Origin of the sequence: Microlunatus spumicola, assembly GCF_039536445.1 — a bacterium.
In the GTDB taxonomy this organism is placed as follows: domain Bacteria; phylum Actinomycetota; class Actinomycetes; order Propionibacteriales; family Propionibacteriaceae; genus Microlunatus; species Microlunatus spumicola.
On record NZ_BAAAYR010000001.1, the window covers coordinates 905980 to 925468 of the forward strand.

The 19489-nt window shown below is 73.8% G+C and carries 19 protein-coding genes and 1 tRNA gene; 15 read left to right on the forward strand and 5 right to left on the reverse strand.

All coding sequences use genetic code 11. From position 1 onward, the window contains the following. Window positions 1-15 precede the first annotated feature (15 nt). The gene (locus ABD665_RS04100) at window positions 16-1026 is read right to left on the reverse strand and encodes a P1 family peptidase (RefSeq protein WP_204912115.1); all 1011 of its coding nucleotides are present in this window, start codon (window positions 1024-1026) and stop codon (window positions 16-18) included. 28 nt (window positions 1027-1054) lie between these two features. Beyond that, a complete protein-coding gene (locus ABD665_RS04105) occupies window positions 1055-2302 on the reverse strand; it encodes a SpoIID/LytB domain-containing protein (protein WP_204912114.1) in 1248 nt (415 codons plus the stop codon). A 198-nt stretch (window positions 2303-2500) separates the two neighbouring features. Here ABD665_RS04105 and ABD665_RS04110 point away from each other — a divergent pair. From ABD665_RS04110 to ABD665_RS04125, 4 genes are all read left to right on the forward strand, one after another. Continuing rightward, window positions 2501-2574: transfer RNA gene (locus ABD665_RS04110), tRNA-Met, on the forward strand. 94 nt (window positions 2575-2668) lie between these two features. Next, a complete protein-coding gene (locus ABD665_RS04115) occupies window positions 2669-3769 on the forward strand; it encodes a VIT1/CCC1 transporter family protein (RefSeq protein WP_344741159.1) in 1101 nt (366 codons plus the stop codon). 367 nt (window positions 3770-4136) lie between these two features. After that, a complete protein-coding gene (locus ABD665_RS04120) occupies window positions 4137-4973 on the forward strand; it encodes an alpha/beta fold hydrolase (protein WP_204912113.1) in 837 nt (278 codons plus the stop codon). A gap of 231 nt (window positions 4974-5204) precedes the next feature. Then, window positions 5205-5480, forward strand: coding sequence for an MFS transporter (locus tag ABD665_RS04125; protein WP_204912112.1), 276 nt, complete (start codon window positions 5205-5207; stop codon window positions 5478-5480). Window positions 5481-5495: 15 nt separating this feature from the next. On the opposite strand, the gene ABD665_RS04130 is transcribed toward ABD665_RS04125, so the two are convergent. Next, entirely contained in the window at window positions 5496-8249 is a 2754-nt protein-coding gene (locus ABD665_RS04130; protein WP_204912111.1) for an AAA family ATPase, read from the reverse strand. A gap of 171 nt (window positions 8250-8420) precedes the next feature. Here ABD665_RS04130 and ABD665_RS04135 point away from each other — a divergent pair, with 171 nt between their 5' ends. The 10 genes from ABD665_RS04135 (at window position 8421) to ABD665_RS04180 (ending at window position 17409) form a co-directional block, all read left to right on the forward strand. Next, window positions 8421-9149, forward strand: coding sequence for an alpha/beta fold hydrolase (locus ABD665_RS04135; RefSeq protein ID WP_204912110.1), 729 nt, complete (start codon window positions 8421-8423; stop codon window positions 9147-9149). Continuing rightward, on the forward strand, window positions 9146-10432 hold the full coding sequence (locus tag ABD665_RS04140) for a helix-turn-helix domain-containing protein (protein ID WP_204912109.1): 1287 nt from the start codon (window positions 9146-9148) through the stop codon (window positions 10430-10432). Before ABD665_RS04135 ends, ABD665_RS04140 begins: the two co-directional genes overlap by 4 nt. 133 nt (window positions 10433-10565) lie before the next feature. Then, the gene (alsS, locus tag ABD665_RS04145; RefSeq protein ID WP_204912108.1) at window positions 10566-12245 is read left to right on the forward strand and encodes an acetolactate synthase AlsS; all 1680 of its coding nucleotides are present in this window, start codon (window positions 10566-10568) and stop codon (window positions 12243-12245) included. Next, window positions 12242-12991 (forward strand): acetolactate decarboxylase, encoded by a 750-nt coding sequence (gene budA / locus ABD665_RS04150; RefSeq protein WP_204912107.1) that lies wholly within the window; start codon window positions 12242-12244, stop codon window positions 12989-12991. The genes alsS and budA overlap by 4 nt, the downstream gene beginning before the upstream one ends. Before the next feature lie 102 nt (window positions 12992-13093). Continuing rightward, entirely contained in the window at window positions 13094-13750 is a 657-nt protein-coding gene (locus ABD665_RS04155; protein ID WP_204912106.1) for a hypothetical protein, read from the forward strand. Window positions 13751-13881: 131 nt separating this feature from the next. After that, window positions 13882-15099, forward strand: coding sequence for a cupin domain-containing protein (locus ABD665_RS04160; protein ID WP_204912105.1), 1218 nt, complete (start codon window positions 13882-13884; stop codon window positions 15097-15099). A 2-nt stretch (window positions 15100-15101) separates the two neighbouring features. After that, window positions 15102-15332, forward strand: a complete 231-nt coding sequence (locus tag ABD665_RS04165) for a hypothetical protein (protein WP_204912104.1) — start codon at window positions 15102-15104, stop codon at window positions 15330-15332. Window positions 15333-15419: 87 nt separating this feature from the next. Then, window positions 15420-16259: a PrsW family glutamic-type intramembrane protease gene (locus ABD665_RS04170; RefSeq protein ID WP_204912103.1), complete on the forward strand. Its 840-nt coding sequence runs from the start codon at window positions 15420-15422 to the stop codon at window positions 16257-16259. Between the two features lie 110 nt (window positions 16260-16369). Continuing rightward, window positions 16370-16912 (forward strand): hypothetical protein, encoded by a 543-nt coding sequence (locus tag ABD665_RS04175; RefSeq protein ID WP_204912102.1) that lies wholly within the window; start codon window positions 16370-16372, stop codon window positions 16910-16912. Between the two features lie 77 nt (window positions 16913-16989). Then, window positions 16990-17409 carry a TIGR03618 family F420-dependent PPOX class oxidoreductase gene (locus tag ABD665_RS04180; protein WP_204912101.1) on the forward strand — a complete coding sequence of 140 codons (420 nt, stop codon included), beginning with the start codon at window positions 16990-16992 and terminating at the stop codon, window positions 17407-17409. Between the two features lie 52 nt (window positions 17410-17461). On the opposite strand, the gene ABD665_RS04185 is transcribed toward ABD665_RS04180, so the two are convergent. Further along, complete coding sequence (locus ABD665_RS04185) at window positions 17462-18394, reverse strand: alcohol dehydrogenase catalytic domain-containing protein (protein WP_204912100.1); 933 nt, start codon at window positions 18392-18394, stop codon at window positions 17462-17464. A 184-nt stretch (window positions 18395-18578) separates the two neighbouring features. Between ABD665_RS04185 and ABD665_RS04190 the strand changes: the two genes are divergently transcribed. Then, complete coding sequence (locus ABD665_RS04190; protein ID WP_204912099.1) at window positions 18579-19052, forward strand: MarR family transcriptional regulator; 474 nt, start codon at window positions 18579-18581, stop codon at window positions 19050-19052. A gap of 13 nt (window positions 19053-19065) precedes the next feature. Here ABD665_RS04190 and ABD665_RS04195 read toward each other — a convergent pair whose 3' ends face one another. After that, window positions 19066-19482: an RbsD/FucU family protein gene (locus ABD665_RS04195; protein ID WP_204912098.1), complete on the reverse strand. Its 417-nt coding sequence runs from the start codon at window positions 19480-19482 to the stop codon at window positions 19066-19068. Between the last annotated feature and the right edge of the window lie 7 nt (window positions 19483-19489).

Sequence of the window (19489 nt, forward strand, 5' to 3'; positions counted from 1 at the left end):
TCTAGGAACCGGGGCTCAGCCGCCCGCCGGAATCTCGCGCCCGACCGCGGACGGGGCCAGCTCGGCGTAGCTGCGCCACGGACCCCGGCCCTCCGCCTGCAGGACCGCGTCGAGGCACGCCGCCGTGAAGGCGTCCGCGGCCGACTCGAGCAGCGCGTTGAAGGCGGGGACCGTGCCGGCCCACCCGACCGTCGGCTCGACGGAGAGCGGTCGACGTCCGGACGCGAGGCAGAAGACCGTGTCGCCGTCGGACATCGAGTGCACCGGGGTGACGGCCCGCGCGAGCCCGTCGTGGGCGACGGCCGCGACCTTGCGGGCCTGCGCCTTGGTGAGCGTGGCGTCGGTGAGGACGACCCCGATCGTCGTGTTGAGCGACAGCGGCGCGTCCCGCTGCCCCCGCTCGAGCGCGTCCCGCTCGTCGGCGGTCGGGGTGGCGAGCCACCCCCGGCGGTCCGCCCAGAGCCGCCCCGTCGCCGGGTCCACGACGGAGCCGGCCGCGTTCACGACGACGAGAACCGCGACCCGGACGCCCGTGGGCAGCGCGAGCTCGGCCCAGCCCACCCCGCCCCTGAGGCCGCCGCACCGCGCGCCGGTCCCCGCCCCGACGCAGCCCCGGGCGGGGTCGTCGGCACCGGCGGCCGCGAGCGCCCTCCGCCCGAAGGCCGCGTCCGGCCGGTTCCGGAACGGGCCGCCGCGACCGAGGTCGAAGATCACCGCCGCCGGCACGATCGGCACGACCTCCCCCGGGTGCGGGCCCACCGGGAGCCCGACGCCGAGGTCCTCGAGGCCGGCCATGACACCGTCCGCCGCCGCGAGCCCGTACGCGCTCCCGCCGGTGAGGACGACCGCGTGCACCCGCTCGACGAGGGTGGACGGGTCGAGCAGTTCGGTCTCCCGGGTGCCGGGCCCGCCGCCGCGCACGTCGACGCCGCCCACGGCACCGTCCCGGGCGAGGACGACGGTGGTACCGGTCAGCCAGCCGTCGCCGTCGGCCGTGGCGTGCCCGACCTCGAAGCCGTCGATCATGGCGCGACGCCCGTCCCGACCATGATCGTCAGGACGTGATCTTGTAGAGCGAGGAGCGCATCCCGAACTTCGACTGGAACGCCGAGCCGGTCACCGTGACCGACTTCTTGCTGCCGACGATCTTGATGCTGCTGACCCGGCCGCCGTAGCGGCCCGAGCCGTCGCGCTTGGTGATCGTGAGCTGCTTGACGGTCCCGACCGACGGGTAGGCCTTCGCGACCGCCTTGGCGGTGACCGTCTTGCTCCAGGCCTGCGACTTGACGACGCCGTCGTACGGGTCGTCCTTCTCCTTCAGGTAGGGGTAGCCGCCGGTCGACATCGCGCCACCGTTGGACGAGGCGAACTGGGTGAGGGCGACCTGGCCGCCGTAGGTCACGATCGTGCCCGCGGTGGCCTTGGCCGCGGCGGTCCCGGCCGTGGTCTCGCGGACGAGGCGCGTGCCGCCCGACGTCGTCGTCGCCTTGCCGCCGTAGACCTGGCAGGCCGTGGTGTCGCAGATGTCGTAGCCGCTGTAGCTGGTGAAGTCGCGGATCCGGATCGCGTACGACCGCGCGGCGACCGCCTGGGCGCGCACGGCGTCCGGGGCCCACGAGGTCGGCATCTCCGACGGCACGACCGAGCGCACGTAGTCCTCGAGCTTCACCTTGTTGACGGTGCGCCCGCCGGTCCCCCGCTTGATCAGCCGCAGGGTGCCGCGGTACTCGCGCGTCGCCCCGTTCGGGAGCCGCAGCTTCACCACCTTGGCCTTGGTCGACACCATCCACGTGCTCGAGTCGAGCGGCGTCTTCAGTGCGTGGTAGTCACCGTCGCCGTCGCGCCACTCCAGCTTGTAGCCCGACCCCGACCGCTTGATCCGCCACGACCTGTAGTCGCTCCCGGTGGGCACCGTGATGCTGTGGTCGTTCGAGTCGTAGACCTTCAGGCCCTCGGCCGGCAGCACGCGCAGGTTGTTGTCGTCGTCCGCGGTGATCCAGACCTTGATCGTCGTGGACGAGCTCAGGGTCTTCAGCGTGGTGCCCGGGTAGTAGAAGGCGAGGATCTCCTTCCAGCTCAGACCCTCCTTCGCCGCGCCGTACGCCCCGTACTGCGACATGCCGTGGCCGTGACCGAAGCCCGCGCCCTTGATCACGAACTTCCCGTCCGAGGGCTTGACCCCGGAGTCAGCCTCGGCGCTCGGCGCCGTCAGCGCTCCGGTGAGGAGCAGGGAGCCGGCGGCCAGGAGGGTGGCCGCCGCTCTCACGAAGCGGGTGCGGTGGTGGAGCTGGGGTCGCGTCATCGGGGCCGTCCTGGGGGGTTGGGACACGGGCGAGCCCAAGGTTTCACGATGTCAAGGACGACACGCCAGAGTTGCAGAAGAAAAAGTTGAGGTTCATGGGGTGGATGGGCCGATGTCACGCTCACGTGTGCGCTGCACCACACGAGGGCCTCTCGATTTGAAGCCGCGGAGAGAGTCGCGTAACTTGGTGTTCACCGGCGCGGGGTGGAGCAGCTCGGTAGCTCGCTGGGCTCATAACCCAGAGGTCACAGGTTCAAATCCTGTCCCCGCTACAAGGAAGGCCCGCACAGGAGACTGTGCGGGCCTTGTTCTTTCTCGGCGAAGGCAAGGAATCGATGAACCACGCGGACGCCCGGGAGCTTCTTCTTGACTGAGTCCGGCGACGTCGCGGCCTCGCGACCCAGCGCCGCCGCCCTGCGGCGCTGGCGCCAGTACCTCGCGGACGAGCGGGCCGAGGCCGCGGTCTACCGGGACCTCGCCCGACACCGCGGGGGCGAGGAACGCGAGATCCTCCTCTCCCTGGCGGAAGCCGAAGGGCGTCACGAGGCCCACTGGCTGGCGCTGCTCGGCGACGAGGCGGGCAAGCCGCGTCGACCGGACCTGCGCACGCGGCTGCTGCTGCTGCTGGCTCGGCGCTTCGGCTCCGTCTTCGTGCTGGCCCTGGCCCAGCGCGCAGAGGCGCGGTCTCCCTACGAGGAGGATGCCGACGCCACCTCCGCCATGGCCGCCGACGAGCGGATCCACGAGGAGGTCGTGCGCGGACTAGCGGCGCGCGGTCGTCAGCGCCTGTCCGGCACGTTCCGGGCCGCCGTGTTCGGAGCCAACGACGGCCTGGTCAGCAACCTGTCCCTGGTCATGGGCGTCAGCGCCAGCGGGATCGCCAACCACTTCGTCCTGCTGACCGGGCTCGCGGGCCTGCTGGCCGGCGCGCTGTCCATGGGCGCCGGCGAGTACGTGTCGGTCCGCTCGCAGCGCGAGCTGCTCGAGGCCTCGACCCCGGATCCCGACACCCAGGACGTCCTGCCCGCCCTCGACATCGACGCCAACGAGCTCGCTCTGCTCTACCGGGCGCGCGGCATGGACCCTGACGTCGCGGAAGCCCGCGCCAACGAGGTGCTCGGGCAGGTCGCGCCGCAGCTCCACCCACCCGTGGTCGAGGGAGCTGACGCGGCGGACGAGCACGAAGCGATCGGTACGGGCTGGGGCGCGGCGCTCTCCAGCTTCTGCTTCTTCGCCTCGGGTGCCGTCATCCCGGTGCTGCCGTACCTGTTCGGTCTGGAGGGTCTGAGGGCCGTCGTCGTGGCTGCGGTTCTCGTCGGCCTGGCGCTGCTGGCCACGGGCGCGACGGTCGGCCTGCTCTCGGGTGCCTCACCGCTCAGGCGGGGCCTTCGGCAGCTCGCCATCGGCTACGGCGCCGCGGCGGTCACCTACCTGCTCGGGCTGCTGCTGGGCACAGGGACGGCGTAGCCGGCGCCAGCGCTCCCCGTCCTTCGGGCTCGTTCGAGCTGCTGCTCGGCCAGCCGGTCCGCATCTCCCAGCACAGCCACGTCGAGCTGCGCGACCTCGCCGCCTCCATCGTCGCGGAGACAGCCCGGGCGTCGAACGGCTGAGGAGAGCCTCCGGCCCTGGTCGTACGACCCGAGCGCCCGTCCTGCTGCCGCTCCCCTCCGCGGGGTCTCCCCTGGACGTCGCGCGAGAACTCGGCAATTGTCGGAACCGCCGTGCCCGGCCCGAAGCTACGTTCGAGCCGCTCGTCATCTCACCGCGGAGCGGGCGTGCACGACAGTCGGCCCGGGAGCGGCTCGGTCCGACCAGACGACGGAGGACTGCAGCAATGGCATTCGTGACCACGGACGACGGCGCCGAGATCTACTACAAGGACTGGGGCAGCCCCGACTCGCAGCCGATCATGTTCCACCACGGCTGGCCGCTGTCGGCGGACGACTGGGACGCCCAGATGCTCTACTTCCTCGACAAGGGCTTCCGGGTGATCGCGAGCGACCGGCGGGGCCACGGGCGGTCTTCGCAGATCGGCACCGGCCACGACATGGACCACTACGCCAGCGACGCCAACGCCGTGGTCGAGCACCTCGACCTGCGCAACGCCGTCCACATCGGCCACTCGACCGGTGGCGGCCAGGTCGCGCGCTACGTCGCCCGGTACGGCGAGCCCCAGGGCCGCGTCGCGAAGGCCGTCCTCGTGTCGTCCGTTCCCCCGCTGATGGTCCAGACCGAGGGCAACCCCGACGGGACGCCGGTGTCGGTCTTCGACGGGTTCCGCAGCGCGCTGGCGGCCAACCGGGCCGAGTTCTACGTGGCCGTGGCGTCGGGCCCGTTCTACGGGTTCAACCGCCCGGGCGTCACGCTCTCCCAGGCCGTGGTCGACAACTGGTGGCGCCAGGGGATGATGGGCAGCGCGCAGGCCCACTACCTCGGCATCAAGGCGTTCTCCGAGACCGACCAGACCGAGGACCTGAAGGCCATCTCGGTCCCAGTCCTCGTCACGCAGGGCGACGACGATCAGGTCGTGCCCTACAAGGACGCCTCGCTCAAGCAGCACGAGCTCCTCAGCAACTCGGTCCTCAAGATCTACGAGGGCTACCCGCACGGGATGCTGACGGTCCACGCCGACGTCATCAACCCCGACCTGCTCGCGTTCATCCAGCAGTAGCCCGGAGCCGTCCGTGGCGGGCGTACCAGGGGGGAACCCGCCACGGACCTCGGCCACGAGGCCGAGCGTCCTCGAACGCTCCCGTGGGACCGACCACGGTGCCCGGTCGGCACGACCTCGTGCTGTCCGTGCACGACCCGAGCCTCCGGGTTCCGCTCACGCCCCGCTCCTAGCGGGCGCCGCGCCGGTCGGGATGTGGGCACCGCTGCGGTGGCCCGTGTTCCGCTGGGTGTGGCTCGCGGAGTTGGTGGCCAACATCGGCACCTGAAAGCCGTCGGGTGGGTCCTGCTCCGCGACGCCGTGGAGACCGACCGCTTCGTCGAGCGCTTCCTGATGGCGTCGTGGGCCGACCACCGCGACCACCACGAGCGCCGCCTGACCCCGTTCGACACCGACGTCGTGCGACGTGCCGCCGCCCTGGCCCAGGAGCCGCCGCAGATCACGCACCTGTTCGTCCTGGCCCTCCTCCATTGGGACCGTCGCCACCCGCCGGGAGAGCAGCCGTGAGGCTGGGTCGGCCCGTCACGGGCGGTCCAGCCGACGGACGACCTCCTCGAGCTGCCGCCGGGTCGTGACGCCGAGCTTGGGGAAGGCGTTGTAGAGGTGCACGCCGACGGTCCGCGGCGAGAGGAACAGCGACTCGCCGATCTGCCGGTTCGTCAGGCCCCGGGCGGCGAGCCGGACGACGTGGCGCTCCTGCCCCGTGAGCGAGGTCCAGACCGTCGTGCCGCTGTCGGGGGCGCCACCGGCCAGCCGCAGCTCGGTGCGGGTGGCGTCGACCCAGGGCCGGGTGCCGAGCCGTTCGAAGGTCTGCAGCGCGGAGACGAGCTGGTGACGCGCCTCGGGCACGCGCCGGTGCCGCTGCAGCCAGCGGCCGTAGTCGAGCCGGGCGTTCGCCAGCTCGAACGCCCACGGGGCGTGCGCCGGGTCGTCGACCACCTCACGGAACAGCCGGTCCGTCTCGTCGTCGTGGGCCAGCAGCGCGCGGGCGAGGGTGATGACCATCGCCTGGTACGTGCCCGGCGTGGCGGGCAGAGCGGCCTCGACCCCCGCGAGCAGGGTGCGCCCGTCCTCGGCCAGGCCGCACCGCAGCGCCGTCGACACCGCCGGCGCGAGCGCCCGTACGGAGAGCCGGAGGTGCCGGGGGCGGCCGTCGGGCGAGAAGGCGCTGCGCAGGTGCTGGTAGCGGACGAGGTCGTCCTCGCCGTACCAGCTGTCGGCGACGGCCGTCCGCACCCCCACCTCGAGCGCGACGCAGGAGGCGAGGTCCAGCCGGCCGAGGACGTCGGCGGCGATCCCCCGGGCCTCGTCGCGGTCCCCCCGCAGCGCGGCGACCGCGGCCCGGGTGTGCTGGGCGACGGCCCGCTGGTACTCCAGGTCCTGGGCCTCGGCGATCTCGAAGAGGATGCGGGCGGCCTCGTCGGCGTCGTCGAGCGCGACGCGGTCGGCGTGGACCTGGGCGAGGGCGACGAGGATCGGGACCAGCTCCCAGGAGCTGGGCCGGTCGAGGATGGCCCGTGCCTCGCGCAGGTGGGCGACGGCGAGGTCGGGCAGGTCGAGCAACCAGGCGGCGGCGCCGAACATCATCGCCCGCAGGCCGACGACGACGGGCGGGGTGCCCGGCGGGAGCGCCCGTGCGCCGCGGACCTCCTCGAGCAGGTCCGCAGGCCGTCCGGCGGGCTCGGCCGCGGCGCGGCTCCAGACGCGCGAGGCGGTGACGAGGACGTCCTCGGGGTCATGGCGACCGAGCCGCCGCACCCACTCGGTGAGGAACGCCGGGTCGCCCGCCGTCTGGTAGACCAGCACGCCGAGGCTGGTGAGCGAGGCCCAGGCGGCGCCCGGGGCTACCGTCGCCGACTGCGCGACGGCGTCCTCGAGGGCGAGCCGGGCCGCCTCGAGGTCCATCGTCTGGGTGAGCGCGGTCCCGATGAAGCTCTGGGCCCCGGCGCGGACCTCGGGGTTCGTGGTCTCGTCGCGCACGCGCCGGGCGAGCCCGATCTGGGCGGCGAACTCGCCGACCGGCACCCCGACCTGCAGCAGCTGCATCATGCGTGTCTCCCGGACCGACGGGTCGGGGGTGAGCTCCACGGAACGCCGCAGCGCTCGGGCCGCCTCGGCGTACGCGACCCGGTCGACGGCGCGTCCGGCCGCGGCGGCCAGCTCGTCGGCGACCGACGCGTCGGGGGCCGCGGCGGAGACCGCCCGGTGCCACGCCCGCCGGTCGCCCTCGCTCGGGTAGGCGTCGGCGAGCGCGCGGTGGGCGCGGGCCCGTGCGGCCGCTGTCGCGCCGCCGTAGACCGCCTGCCGCGCGAGGGGGTGGCGGAAGGAGACGCGTTGCCCCCGCACGGTGACCAGGCCGACCTTCTCCGCCGGTTCGAGGGCGTCGGCGACCTGAGCGGGGTCCAGGCACCGCGCGAGGACGGCGAGGTCCTCGGCGCCCGCGGCGGCCAGGAGCAGCGCCGTACGGGTCAGGGGCGGCAGGCTCGGCAGGTCGGCGGCGAAGGCCTGCTCGATGCGGACGGGCACGGCGAGGTCCGCGGCGTCCTCCGCGAGGGTCCCGGGGTCGACGCGGGCGAGCTCGACCAGGGCGAGCGGGTTCCCGGCCGACCGCCGCAGCACCCCGCGGACGGCCGCGGCGGGCAGCGACGCCCGGGCGTCCCGCAGCACCCGCCGGCCGTCCTCCTCGCTCAGCGGGCGGAGGACGACCCCGGGCAGGTCGTCCAGCTCGTCCACCGCCCGGTCGCTGCGGCGGGCGAGCAGCAGGGCGACCGGGACGCCGGCCAGCCGGTGGGCGAGGAAGGCGAGGATCTGCCGGGTCGTGGGGTCGAGCCACTGCGCGTCGTCGACCACGACCAGGAGCCGCCGGTCACCGGCGAGCTCCTCGAACCAGGCGAGCACGTCGAGGCGCAGCCCGAGCGGGGTGGCGCCCGCGGAGGTCCCCTCGCCGCGGACGTGGGCGAGCAGCCCGTCGCGCAGCCGGCGTCCCGCCTTCGTCCTCGCGGTCGGGGCGTTCACCAGGAGCTCGCTGAGCGCCGCGAACGGCAGCGAGGAGTCGGCGATCCGTCCCGAGGCGGTGATCACCTGCCACCCCTCGCCGCGGGCCAGGTCCCCGACGACCGAGAGCAGCGTCGTCTTGCCCTCGCCCGGGGCACCGACGACCACGGCGCACCCGGGTGGGGCCGAGAGCAGCCGGCGCAGCTCGGCCAGCTCGGCGTGCCGACCGTGCAGCAGACCGGACGGGTCGGACCAGACGTCCGCTCCCGAGGTCTGCGGCACGGCAGCACGCTAGCGCCTGCGGGAGCGGTGCGACGACGCCCGCTACGTCGGTGACCTAAGTCGTCGACCTAACGCCGGTCGTCGTGCCCTGCCTAGCGTTCCCGGCGTCGGTCCGGTCCGAACAGCGGCCGACAGATCGCCCTTTGTGTCCCCCTCGTCGAACGGCTGCCCATGACCGTGATCGTCCTCGTGCACGGGGGTTTCCTCGACGCAGCCGGCTGGGCCCCGGTGACCCGCCTGCTGCTCGACGCCGGCCACGACGTGCGGGTGCCCGCCGTGCCGAACCGCAGCCTGGTCGGTGACGCCCTGCACGTCCGGGGCTTCGTCGAGCGGCTCCGCGCGCCCGTCCTGCTCGTCGGCCACGCGTACGGCGGCGCCGTCGTCACCGTCGCCGGCGTCGCCGACAACGTCGTCGGTCTGGTCTACGTCGCGGCGTTCGCGCTGCAGGAGGGCGAGAGCATGGGCCAGCTGCAGGGAGCCTTCCCCGACGCCGACCTCGCGGCGAACCTCGTCTACGAGCCGTTCGTCCTGGCCGACGGGACCTACGGCACCGACGTGTCCGTGAGCATCGACGCCTTCCCGGCCGTCGTCGCCGCCGGCGTCGACCCGGCCGTCGTCGGCGTCCTGGCCGTGGCGCAGCGGCCCCTGTCGGCCCTCGCCTTCAGCGAGGTCGCGAGCCGGGAGGCCTGGTCGAGCAGGCCCGCCTGGGGTCTCGTCGCGGCCGCCGACCGCGCCGTCCACCCCGACGTCCAACGCTTCGGCTACGCACGAGCGGGGGTGGTGCGGACGGTCGAGGTCGCCGGCGCCCCCCACCTGGTCATGCACCGGGACCCGCACGCCGTGGTCGACCTGATCACCGAGGCCCTCCACCACGTGGCCCCGGAGAGGCCCTCAGCATGACCGCCGAACCGCAGGATCTCCGGCTCGAGCCCGACGCACCGGGCCCTGCCCCGTACGACCTCGGCCTCGACCCGGGCCTGACGGGCACGGGCGTCCTGCCCGCCTCGCCGGCCGGGACGCGGCAGCCGATGCTCCAGGACGTCGCCGAGGCCCTGGCGAGCACGCTGCGGCGTTCGGTGGTGATCAACGACCGGGCGCACCGCCCGCTGGCGACGAGCACGCGGGCCGGCGACGCGGGAGGCGCGCACCTCGTCGACCTGCTGCGGGGGCCCGCGCAGGTCGCGACCCGGAACCACCTCGAGCAGACCGGCGCGGCCGAGTCCCGGCAGGCCGTGCGCGTCACCCTCGCGCCCGTCGACGGCCGGGAACGGCTCGCCGTCCCGGTCCGACACGCGGACCGGCCGCTCGCCACGCTGTGGCTCTCGACGGGCGACCTGCCTCCGCTGACCTCGGTCGACTACTCCTCGATCGACGCGGCGGTGAGCATCACCCGCGACCTCCTGAGGCCGGCGGGGCCCGCCGACGACGAGGTGTCCGGCCGGGCCGCCATCCACCGACTGCTCCACGCGGACGTCGAGACCCGTCGGCGGACCTTCGTGGCCGCCGTGGCCGCGGGCTGGCTGACGCGCGGAGAGCAGACCGTCGTCTGGGCCCTCGACCTCGCGTCCAGCAGCGCCGTCGAGCGGCTGGCGCTCGCTCGCCACTTCACCGGCAGCCGTACCCCTCGCCTGCACTTCCTGGTCGAACGCGACGCGTGCCTGCTCTTCGTCTCCACGCGGTGGCCGAAGGACGCGGTCGAGGAGGCGCTCCGCAGCGAGGCGCGCCGGCGCAGCATCGTGGTCCGTGCCGTCGGGTCGGCCCACCACGACCGCGACGACGACGACCTCGGCGAGGCGGCCGCGCAGGCCGTGACCGCGGCCGCGCTCGTACGCCGGATCCCCCACCGCCCCGGCACCGCCGACATCTCCGAGCTCGGCGCCTGGCTGATGCTCTCCTCGGTCGTGGCCGACCGGGCGCAGCTGGCGAGGTTCTCCCCCGCCGCGCACGTCCTGTGGTCGGGCGGCGACAGCCTGCAGCGGGAGACGGTCGAGACCTACCTGGACGCCTGCGGCCAGGCGAAGGACGCGTGCCAGCGGCTGCACGTCCACCGGACGACCCTGTACTACCGGCTCGACCACCTCCCGGAGGTCGTACGGGAGGCCCTCGCCGACGGGATGCAGCGCAGCGCCCTGCACCTCTGCCTCAAGCTCATGCACTTCTGGGAGGCGACGGGCCGGCTCTGACGGCCCGGAGCGGTCTCGTGGGTGGCTCGACAAACGACGAACCGGCTTGGTTCCAGGCGTGCAAGACCTGCCCGCGACATCTCCGTACGTTCCTTCTCGAGGGGCGGACCGCCCCCAGCAGAGGAGGTAGGACGTGACCGCCACCGAACCGTCCCGCAGCGCGAACCACGTGATCGAGGTGGTGGCTTCCGCAGGGGTGAAGTACATCTTCGGCATCCCGGGCGCCAAGGTCGACGCCGTCTTCGACGCCACCAACGACGGCGGCCCCGAGCTCGTCGTCTGCCGGCACGAGCAGAACGCGGCCTTCATGGCCGCCGCCGTCGGCCGGCTGACCGGCGTCCCCGGCGTGGTGCTCGTGACCTCCGGACCCGGTACGACGAACCTCGCCACCGGGCTGCTGACCGCCAACACCGAGCAGGACCCGGTCGTGGCCCTGTGCGGCGCCGTGCAGCTGTCCGACCGGCTCAAGCGCACCCACCAGTCGATGGACGCGGCGGCCTTCCTCACGACCGTGACGAAGTCGACGGTCGAGTCGACCGACCCCGACGACGTCTCCGAGGCCGTCGTGAACGCCTTCCGGGTCGCGACCACGGAGCCGAAGGGGGCGGCGGCGGTCGTGCTGTCCGCCAGCGTGATGGCCGCCTCCCCGTCGGCGGCGTCCGCGGGCGGGCGGGTGCTCCCCGCGCCGAGGCCCGGGCCGGCCGCACCCGCGGACGTCGAGGCCGCGGCGGAGCTCGTCCGCGCCGCCGAGCGCCCGGTGCTCCTGGTCGGTCTCCGCGGCGCCGACGTCGACGGCACCCGGGCGCTCCGGGCTCTGGTCCGGGACACCGACCTGCCGGTGATCGAGACGTTCCAGGCCGCCGGGCTCGTCTCGCGGGACCTCGAGGACCACTACCTCGGCCGGGTCGGGCTCTTCAAGAACCAGCCCGCCGACCTGGCGCTCAACGAGTCCGACCTGGTGATCGCGGTCGGCTACGACGCCGTCGAGTACGACCCCGTGATCTGGAACGCCGACCCGGGCCGCCGCATCATCCACGTCGACTCCGTCGTGGCGCCGTACGACAACCACTACCGCCCGAGCCTCGAGCTGAGGGGCGACGTCGCCGCCACGATCGACGCGCTGCGTCCCGCGCTGGCCGGCCTGACGATCTCCGACGCCGCAGCGGCGCGGTCCGCCGAGCTCCGCCACGAGCTGACGCTGATCGACGACCGCGCCCGGACGGCCGAGGCGGGCGCCGGGCTGGTGGACCCGGCGCGGCTGGTCCTGCTGATGCATGACCTCCTCGACGAGGACGCCACCGTCGCGTGCGACATCGGCTCGAACTACATCTTCATGGCCCGGCACTTCCGCGTCTACGAACCCCGGCACCTGCTGTTCTCGAACGGTCAGCAGACCCTCGGCGTCGCGCTGCCCTGGGGCATCGCGTCCGCGCTCGTCCGCCCGGGGACGCAGGTCGTGTCCGTCTCCGGCGACGGCGGGTTCCTGTTCTCCGCGCAGGAGCTCGAGACCGCCCGGCGCCTCGGCGTCTCGTTCACCCACGTGATCATGCGCGACAACACGTACGACATGGTGGGCTTCCAGGAGGAGCTGAAGTACGGCCGCACCTCCGGGGTCCAGCTGGGCGACTACGACGTCGAGCACTTCGCCGCGGCGTTCGGCGCCAAGGGCCGCAGGGTCACGGGGTACGAGGAGTTCGAGGCGGCGCTGCGCGCGTCGTTGGCCGAGGACGGGGTGTCGATCATCGACGTCGCGGTCGACTACAGCCGCAACGCCGACATCGCCGCCCACCTCGACGAGGCGTCGTTCGAATGAGCGGCGACGGGCACGTCACGAGGGTCGACCCGGTCGACGACTACGCGGTCTACCAGACGTCGACGATGGCGGCGCTGCTGGCGGGCCTCTACGACGGCGACGTCACGATCGCGGAGCTGTTGACCCACGGCGACTTCGGTCTGGGCACGTTCAACGGGCTGGACGGCGGGATGGTCGTCGTCGACGGCGTCTGCTACCACCTGCGGGACGACGGCAGCGTGAGCGTCGCGGCGGGCACGGACCTGACGCCGTACGCCGCGGTCATGACCTTCGCGGAGCGCGAGGGCTTCGACGTCACGCAGCCCACGACGCTGGCCGACCTGACGACCAGGATCGACCAGGTGACCGGGGGTGAGAACCTTCCCGTCGCGGTACGGGTCGAGGGGACGTTCTCCACGATCCGCACCCGGACCGTCAGCGCGCAGCACCGCCCGTACCCGCCCCTGGTCGAGGCGACGGCCCACGAGGCGGTCGGGTCGCTGACGGACAGCCAGGGGACGGTCGCGGCCTTCCGCACACCCCGTCTCGAGGCGGCGATCTCCGTGGCCGGCTACCACGTGCACTACATCGACCACGCCCGGGCGCACGGAGGGCACGTCCTCGACCTCGTGCTGACCGCGGGCCGGGTCTCGATCTGCCCGATCTCGGAGCTGCGGCTGGTCCTGCCCGACACGGCCGCGTACCGGGACGCCGACCTCGAGATCGGGGACCTGGCGAAGCAGGAGCAGCAGGCCGAGGGCGCCTGACCTCCGCGGGCGTCCCCGGCCTGTCACCACCGGCGTGGCGGCCTCGACCGCGAACGTCCGCGGTGCCGTCGTCGTGCCGCCGTGGAGGGGGAGACTGTCGCCGTGGTCCAGGCCCTGGTCGTGCTGCTGGGCCTGGGGCTCGTGATGGCGTTCAGCCCCACGACCTTCGGCATCGAGCTGCGGACCGCTCGCGACACGTCGACCGTCTGGCGCCGGGTGGCGGTCGTGACGCTCGGCGTGGTCCTTGCGGCGGTCGTGCTGGCGGGCGTGACGGTCGCGTTCGGGACGGTCCTGCTGTCCGCCCTGTCCCGGGACGGCCTGCGCCACCTCCTGACCCTGCGCTGGCTGGACCTCGTCGCCGCGCTGCTCCTGGTGCTCGCGGGGACCTGGCGCTGGCTCCGCCGGGGCCGGCCCACGCGGCGGGCCCGACGACGGACCGACCTCGACCGGCCCGGCGTCCTGCTGGCCGTCGTCGCCGGCGAGAGCCTGGTGAGCACGACCGGGCCCGCGACGATGTACCTGGTGGTGCGCACCGTCGCCTCGACCTCCGTCGACCTCCGACCGCTCGACGTGCTGGTCTTCCTGGTCGGGCTCGTCGCGCCCTACCTGGCTCTCGGGGCGGTCATCGCCAGGCTGCCGGTCGACCGCGCCGTGAGCGCGCGGGCGGCCCGGCACCAGCGGGTGTGGCAGGAGCTGACCGCGTTGGCCCTCGTCCTGGCCGGCCTCGCGCTCGGGCTGGTGGTGGTCGTCGGCCGGTGACGCGGTCCCGCGTACGGCCGGGGCAGCCCGACGCCCAGCGCGTCCACGGGCCCGCCGACTTGCGTCATTTGTCGCGGGCGCCGGGCGGCCCGGCCCTGCTCGAATGGCGGTCCCGTCCACGAAGGAGAACCGTGACCCCCGACCGGCAGGATGCGCCGCACCACGAGCCCGCGAGCTTCGGGAACCCCGACCTGCCCGCCGAGGGTGTCGGCAACACCGCGGACGACCCGGCGAGCACCACGATGACGGGCCCCCAGAACCTCGTCGTCGAGAGCCAGTTCCCCGACCAGATGGTCGCCCCCGCCACCGACGTCAGCACGCAGGCCTTCTTCTGGTCCTCGTTCAACATCTCGCCGCGCCGCGTGCAGGACGGGGGCTGGGCCCGGGAGCTGACCAAGGCCGACTTCGCGCTGTCCGACGAGATCGCGGGCGTGAACATGTACCTCGAGGCCGGCGCGATCCGGGAGCTGCACTGGCATCAGACCGCCGAGTGGGCGCTGATGACCCGCGGCCGGTGCCGGATCACCACGCTCGGCCGGCAGGGGCTGCCGAGCGTCGAGGACGTGGAGGCGGGCGACCTCTGGTACTTCCCCGCCGGGCTGCCGCACTCCCTGCAGGGCCTGGGGCCCGACGGGGCCGAGTTCGTGCTCGCCTTCGACGACGGCGAGCAGTCGGAGAGCAACACCCTGCTCCTCACCGACTGGTTCGCCCACACGCCGCCGGAGGTCCTGGCGAAGAACTTCGGCGTCGCCCAGGAGGTCTTCGCCGACATACCGCTGCACAACCTGTGGATCTTCCCCGGCGAGGTCCCCGGCGACCTCGAGGCCGACCAGGCCGCCGCCGGCGTGGAGTGGGGCGACGAGCCCGTGATCTTCCGCCTGTCCCGCTCGACGCCCGTCCACGAGAACAGCGGCGGGAAGATCCAGATCGCCGACAGCACGAACTTCCGCGCCTCGACCACCGTCGCCGCCGCCCTCACCACGATCAACCCGGGCTCGATGCGCGAGCTGCACTGGCACCCGAACGCCGACGAGTGGCAGTACTACCTGCAGGGCCAGGGCCGCATGACCGTGTTCAACACCGGTCCGCACGCGAACACGACCGACTTCAAGGCCGGAGACGTCGGGGTGGTCCGTCGCAACCTCGGCCACTACGTCGAGAACACGGGCGACGACGTGCTGGTCTACATCGAGACGTTCCGCAGCGACCGCTACGAGGAGGTGTCGCTCGCGAACTGGCTCAGCCACCTCCCGCCGGCGCTCGTCTCGGCCCACCTCAACATCCCCGTCGAGACGCTCGCCACCTTCGCCAGGGGGACGCAGGGCATCGTCCCCGTCCCGGGGAGGTGACGGTGGATCCCGCGCTGGTCGCCGAGGCCGATCGCGTCGTGGCGTCGCTCTCCCCCGGTCGGCGCGAGAGCGTGCGGGAGATCGTCCACGACGCGGCCCGCCGAGGTGCCCTCAGCCCCAGCGGGCGCCGGTTCCTCGACGCGGCGACCGGCTCCACCCTGGTCGCCGACCTCCTCGAGGCCGCGGTCGCGGAGTCGGCCGCGCATCCGCAGGCCCTCCTCGGCTCGCGCTGAGGCCGCGACGCTCCGCTCGAGACCCCGGCGCCGGTCAGCACCCCTGCCGCTTCGCCGCCAACGCCATCGCCCGAGACCAGGAGAACCATGAGCAGCAGCCACCCGTCCACCGCCGGACCCGCCGCGACCCGGCTAGTCGCGACCCCGCGTACGGGCGGCACGTCGGCCGCGCGCTGGTCCTGGCTCCTGGTCCTGGTCGGCGGGGTAGCGGCCTACCTCGTGGTCCTGCGCGTCCTGGTGATCACCTCGAACGTCAACCTCTTCCCCGCGCTGCTGCTGATCGGTGCCGTGACGGTCCCGCTGTCGGTCCTCGTCCTGGCCGAGGAGCTCGGGGACACGCCTCTCGTGCCCGGCTGGGCGGCCCTGCTGACCGCCGTGGTCGGCGGGATCGTGGGCGTGGTGGCGGCCGGGCTCCTCGAGTACGACACCATGCGCCAGCTGGGGACGGTGCCGATGCTGCTCGTCGGGTTCATCGAGGAGGCCGCCAAGCTCGTCGTCCCCGTCGTGCTCTACCTCGTCTGGCACCCGACCGACCCGCGGGGAGGCGTAGTCATCGGCGTCGCCGCCGGGACCGGCTTCGCCACGCTCGAGACGATGGGCTACGGCTTCCAGGCCCTGCTCTCCTCGGGCGGTGTCAGCGCCGTCGACGGCACCCTCCTCCTGCGGGGGCTGCTCTCCCCGGCCTGCCACATCGCCTGGACCGGGATGACGGCCGCCATGCTCTGGCGCATCCGGTCCGCGCCGCACCGGGGCCGGGCCGTCCTGGGCTTCGTCGTGACGTTCCTCGCGGCCGTGGCGCTCCACGCCACGTGGGACGGCTCCTCCAGCCGGCCGGTGCACGTCGTGGTCGCCGTCGTCGGCCTGGCGGTGCTCGTCGGGTTCGTCGTCGCGGCCCGCCGAGGGCGCGGTCCGCTGGCCCGGGCCTGACCGAACCTCCTGACGTACGGGGACCGGTCTTCGCCGCCGCTGGTCGTCGTCGCGCGGTCGCCCTGCCCGTCGGCGGCAGGACGCACGGCGGTCTGGCGGACCATGGTCGGGTGAGACCGCCCGGTACGCGTCGCCGACCGCCGCCGCCACCGCGCTCCATCGACGGGACGGTCACGGCCGACCTCGCCGACGTCGGGCGGCTGGCCTGGCTGGTGGAGCGCGGGTTCGTGGTGGCGGCGACCACCACGGGCAACCCGGCGGGAACGCGGGTGGCGTGCGCGCTCGCGGCCGGGGCGTTCTGGCCGCTGCTGCCCGCCGCCCTGGCGCTGCAGACCGCGCTGACCGTCCGGCCGGGCACGCGCTACTACCTCACGCCGGCCCGCGACGCCGTCCTCGCGGTCGCCGTCCGGCGCGGCGGCTGGTTCGTCTTCTGCCACGTCGCGGAGCGGCCGGGCTCGGGTCAGGGCCGGGCCCTCCGCGCCCTCGTCGCCCCCGCCCTGTGCGCGGCCGCCGACGCCAGCGGCACGCCCATCGAGGCCGCCGCGCTCACGTCGCGGCTCGCCCGCCGCTACCAGGCGGAGTTCCCCGGCCTGGCCGACCAGGGTAGGGCGTTCCCGCAGGGCCGTCGGCTGCGCCGGGCACCCCGGCCCTGACCCGGCCGAGGACCGGGAGCCGGGCCGAGCCGACGACCCCTGCCGCTCGACCGGGGCTCGCGAGTAGCGTGCGGGAGATGTCCGACATGCCGATGCCTCCCCGGGTCCTCGACCTGCTGCGCCGACCGAACCCGGCGGTGATGGCCACGCTCGCCGCCGACGGTCGTCCCGTCACCGTCGCCACCTGGTACCTGCTCGAGGACGACGGCCGCGTCCTGCTGGGGCTCGACGCCACGCGCGCCCGGCTCAAGCACCTGAAGCGCGACCCCCGCGTCTCCCTGACCGTGCTCGCCGCGGACGACTGGTACACCCACGTCAGCCTGCAGGGACGGGTCGGGCCGGTCACCGAGGACGTCGGGCTCCAGGAGATCGACCGGCTGTCGACCCACTACACCGGCAACCCGTACCCGGACCGCGTGCACCCCCGGGTGGCCGTGCGCCTCGAGGTCGAGCGGTGGCACGCCTGGGGCTCGTTGCGCGAGGAGCAGCCGGGCTGACCCGTCGGGCGCCGCCCGGTGCGAGCGGGCAGCGCCCGTACGTGCCGGTGGTTCAGGCGACGAGGATGACGGTCTTCCCCGGCAGACGGCCCTGGCCGGCGTCCTCGTGCACGGCCGGCAGCTCCGCCAACGTGCGGCGGTCGACGACGTGGAGGCGGAGCCGGCCCGCGTCCACCCGCGTCACCAGGTCGGCGAGGTGGGCGGTGTCGGGCCTGACCCACACCCCGGCCGTGCGCACCGACCGCGCCTCGTCGGCCGGCACCGGGCCGGCCGAGCTGACGACGATCCCGCCGTCGGCCACGAAGGCGGTCAGCCGCGCCAGGTCCTCTGCCGGCAGGCGTACGTGGTTGACCACGACGTCGAACGGCCCGGACACCGCGGCGGGGCCCGCGTCCAGGTCCAGCGGGCCGACGACCCGGGCGCCGTAGCCGCGCAGCCGGTCGTCGTGCTCGGGACCGTCGACCGCGGTCACCGTCGCGCCGGCGTCGACGGCGAGCTGGACCACGATGCTGCCCACCGCTCCCCCCGCGCCGACGACGAGGACGGTCTGACCGGCGCGGACCTCGGCGAGCTCGACGACCGCCTGCATCGCGGCGAGCCCGGCCAGCGGCAGCGACGCGGCGTCGGCCAGGTCGACGGTCCGAGGCGCGCTGGCCAGCAGGTCGGCCGCCACGACCGCGTACTCCGCAGCGCCGCCGTGCACGTCGAGCGGGAGCATGGCGACGACCCGGTCGCCCGGCGCGACCCCGTCCACCCCGGCCCCGAGCTCGACGACGGTGCCCGCGAGGTCCAGGCCGGGGGTGATCGGCAGCGGTGTCGGGATCATCTCCGCGAGCACGCCCAGGCGTATGTGGTCGTCGACGGGGTTGAACGAGGTGGCGGCCACCTCGACGAGCACTTGGCCCGGACCGGGCACCGGGCGTTCGACCTCCTCGTGGCGCAGGACCTCGGTGCTGCCGAACTCGTGGTAGCGGACGGCCTTCATGTCTGTCTCCTTGGGCGTGACGGTGACGGCGGCGGGCAGGAAGCCCTTGACTTGCCTGAGCAAGTGATTCGACGGTGCCACGCTTGCCTAGGCAAGTCAAGCGCTCGTCAGCGCCCGCTTCGAGTCCGTGTCGTCGTTCGGGCAGGTACGTCCCGACCATTGCCTAGGCAAGTACGATGCGGGGATGACCAGCCCGACGCGGTGGCTCGACGACGAGCAGCAGGACCTGTGGCAGGACCTGCTCACGGTGGTCATCGGTCTGCCCGCGCTCCTGGACCGGCAGCTGGAGGCGGACGCCGGGATCTCGAACTTCGAGTACAGCGTGCTGGCCCGGCTGTCGATGACCGAGACGTCGTCCATGCGGCTCAGCGACCTGGCCGCGCAGTGCACCAGCACCCTGCCGCGGCTGTCGAAGGTGATGGTCCGCTTCGAGCAGCAGGGCTGGGTGACCCGCCGCCCCGACCCGGAAAACGGTCGCTACACCGTGGCGACGCTGACGGAGAGCGGTCGGCGGAAGGTCGTCGACTGCGCGCCCGGCCACGTCGAGCAGGTCCGGCGGCTGGTGTTCGACCCGCTCAGCGCCACGCAGCAGCGTCAGCTCGGAGCCGCGCTCGCGCGCGTCTCCGGACCGGTGCGCGAGCACCTCGGCCTGCGCTGACGGAGGTGCGAGCTCAGCCCGCGGCGACGCCCAGGGTCAGGAGGATGTTGGCGTATAGCCGCTGCTCCCCCGTGGCGATGACCAGGGCGACGTCCTCGGAACGAGCGGCGGCGTAGAACGCCTGCCGCGGGACCCCGGGGAGCTCGAGGTCCGGCAGCAGCTGGCGGAACGCGGCGAAGACCTCCGGCTCCGGGCCGGTCTCGGGCAGCATCACCAGGGCCTCCTCGACGACGACCGCGGTGCTCAGGACGGCGAGCATGTCGACGACGCCCACGAGCCCGGGGCGCACGTTCAGGTAGACCAGGCGCGCGTGCGGCCCGGCCGCCGTCCGGAACGGGTAGTTCGCATCGGCGAGGAGGACGCGCGACCCGTGCCCGGCGGAGCCGAGCGCGTCCAGGATCTCCGGGTGCGTGAGCGGGTACCTCAGCATCCGGCGC

Coding starts and splice junctions, on each gene's coding strand:
- ABD665_RS04100 (WP_204912115.1), bottom strand. CDS start 1,026: ATGATCGACGGCTTCGAGGTCGGGCACGCCACGGCCGACGGCGACGGC.
- ABD665_RS04105 (WP_204912114.1), bottom strand. CDS start 2,302: ATGACGCGACCCCAGCTCCACCACCGCACCCGCTTCGTGAGAGCGGCG.
- ABD665_RS04120 (WP_204912113.1), top strand. CDS start 4,137: ATGGCATTCGTGACCACGGACGACGGCGCCGAGATCTACTACAAGGAC.
- ABD665_RS04135 (WP_204912110.1), top strand. CDS start 8,421: ATGACCGTGATCGTCCTCGTGCACGGGGGTTTCCTCGACGCAGCCGGC.
- ABD665_RS04140 (WP_204912109.1), top strand. CDS start 9,146: ATGACCGCCGAACCGCAGGATCTCCGGCTCGAGCCCGACGCACCGGGC.
- budA (WP_204912107.1), top strand. CDS start 12,242: ATGAGCGGCGACGGGCACGTCACGAGGGTCGACCCGGTCGACGACTAC.
- ABD665_RS04170 (WP_204912103.1), top strand. CDS start 15,420: ATGAGCAGCAGCCACCCGTCCACCGCCGGACCCGCCGCGACCCGGCTA.
- ABD665_RS04180 (WP_204912101.1), top strand. CDS start 16,990: ATGTCCGACATGCCGATGCCTCCCCGGGTCCTCGACCTGCTGCGCCGA.
- ABD665_RS04185 (WP_204912100.1), bottom strand. CDS start 18,394: ATGAAGGCCGTCCGCTACCACGAGTTCGGCAGCACCGAGGTCCTGCGC.
- ABD665_RS04190 (WP_204912099.1), top strand. CDS start 18,579: ATGACCAGCCCGACGCGGTGGCTCGACGACGAGCAGCAGGACCTGTGG.
- ABD665_RS04195 (WP_204912098.1), bottom strand. CDS start 19,482: ATGCTGAGGTACCCGCTCACGCACCCGGAGATCCTGGACGCGCTCGGC.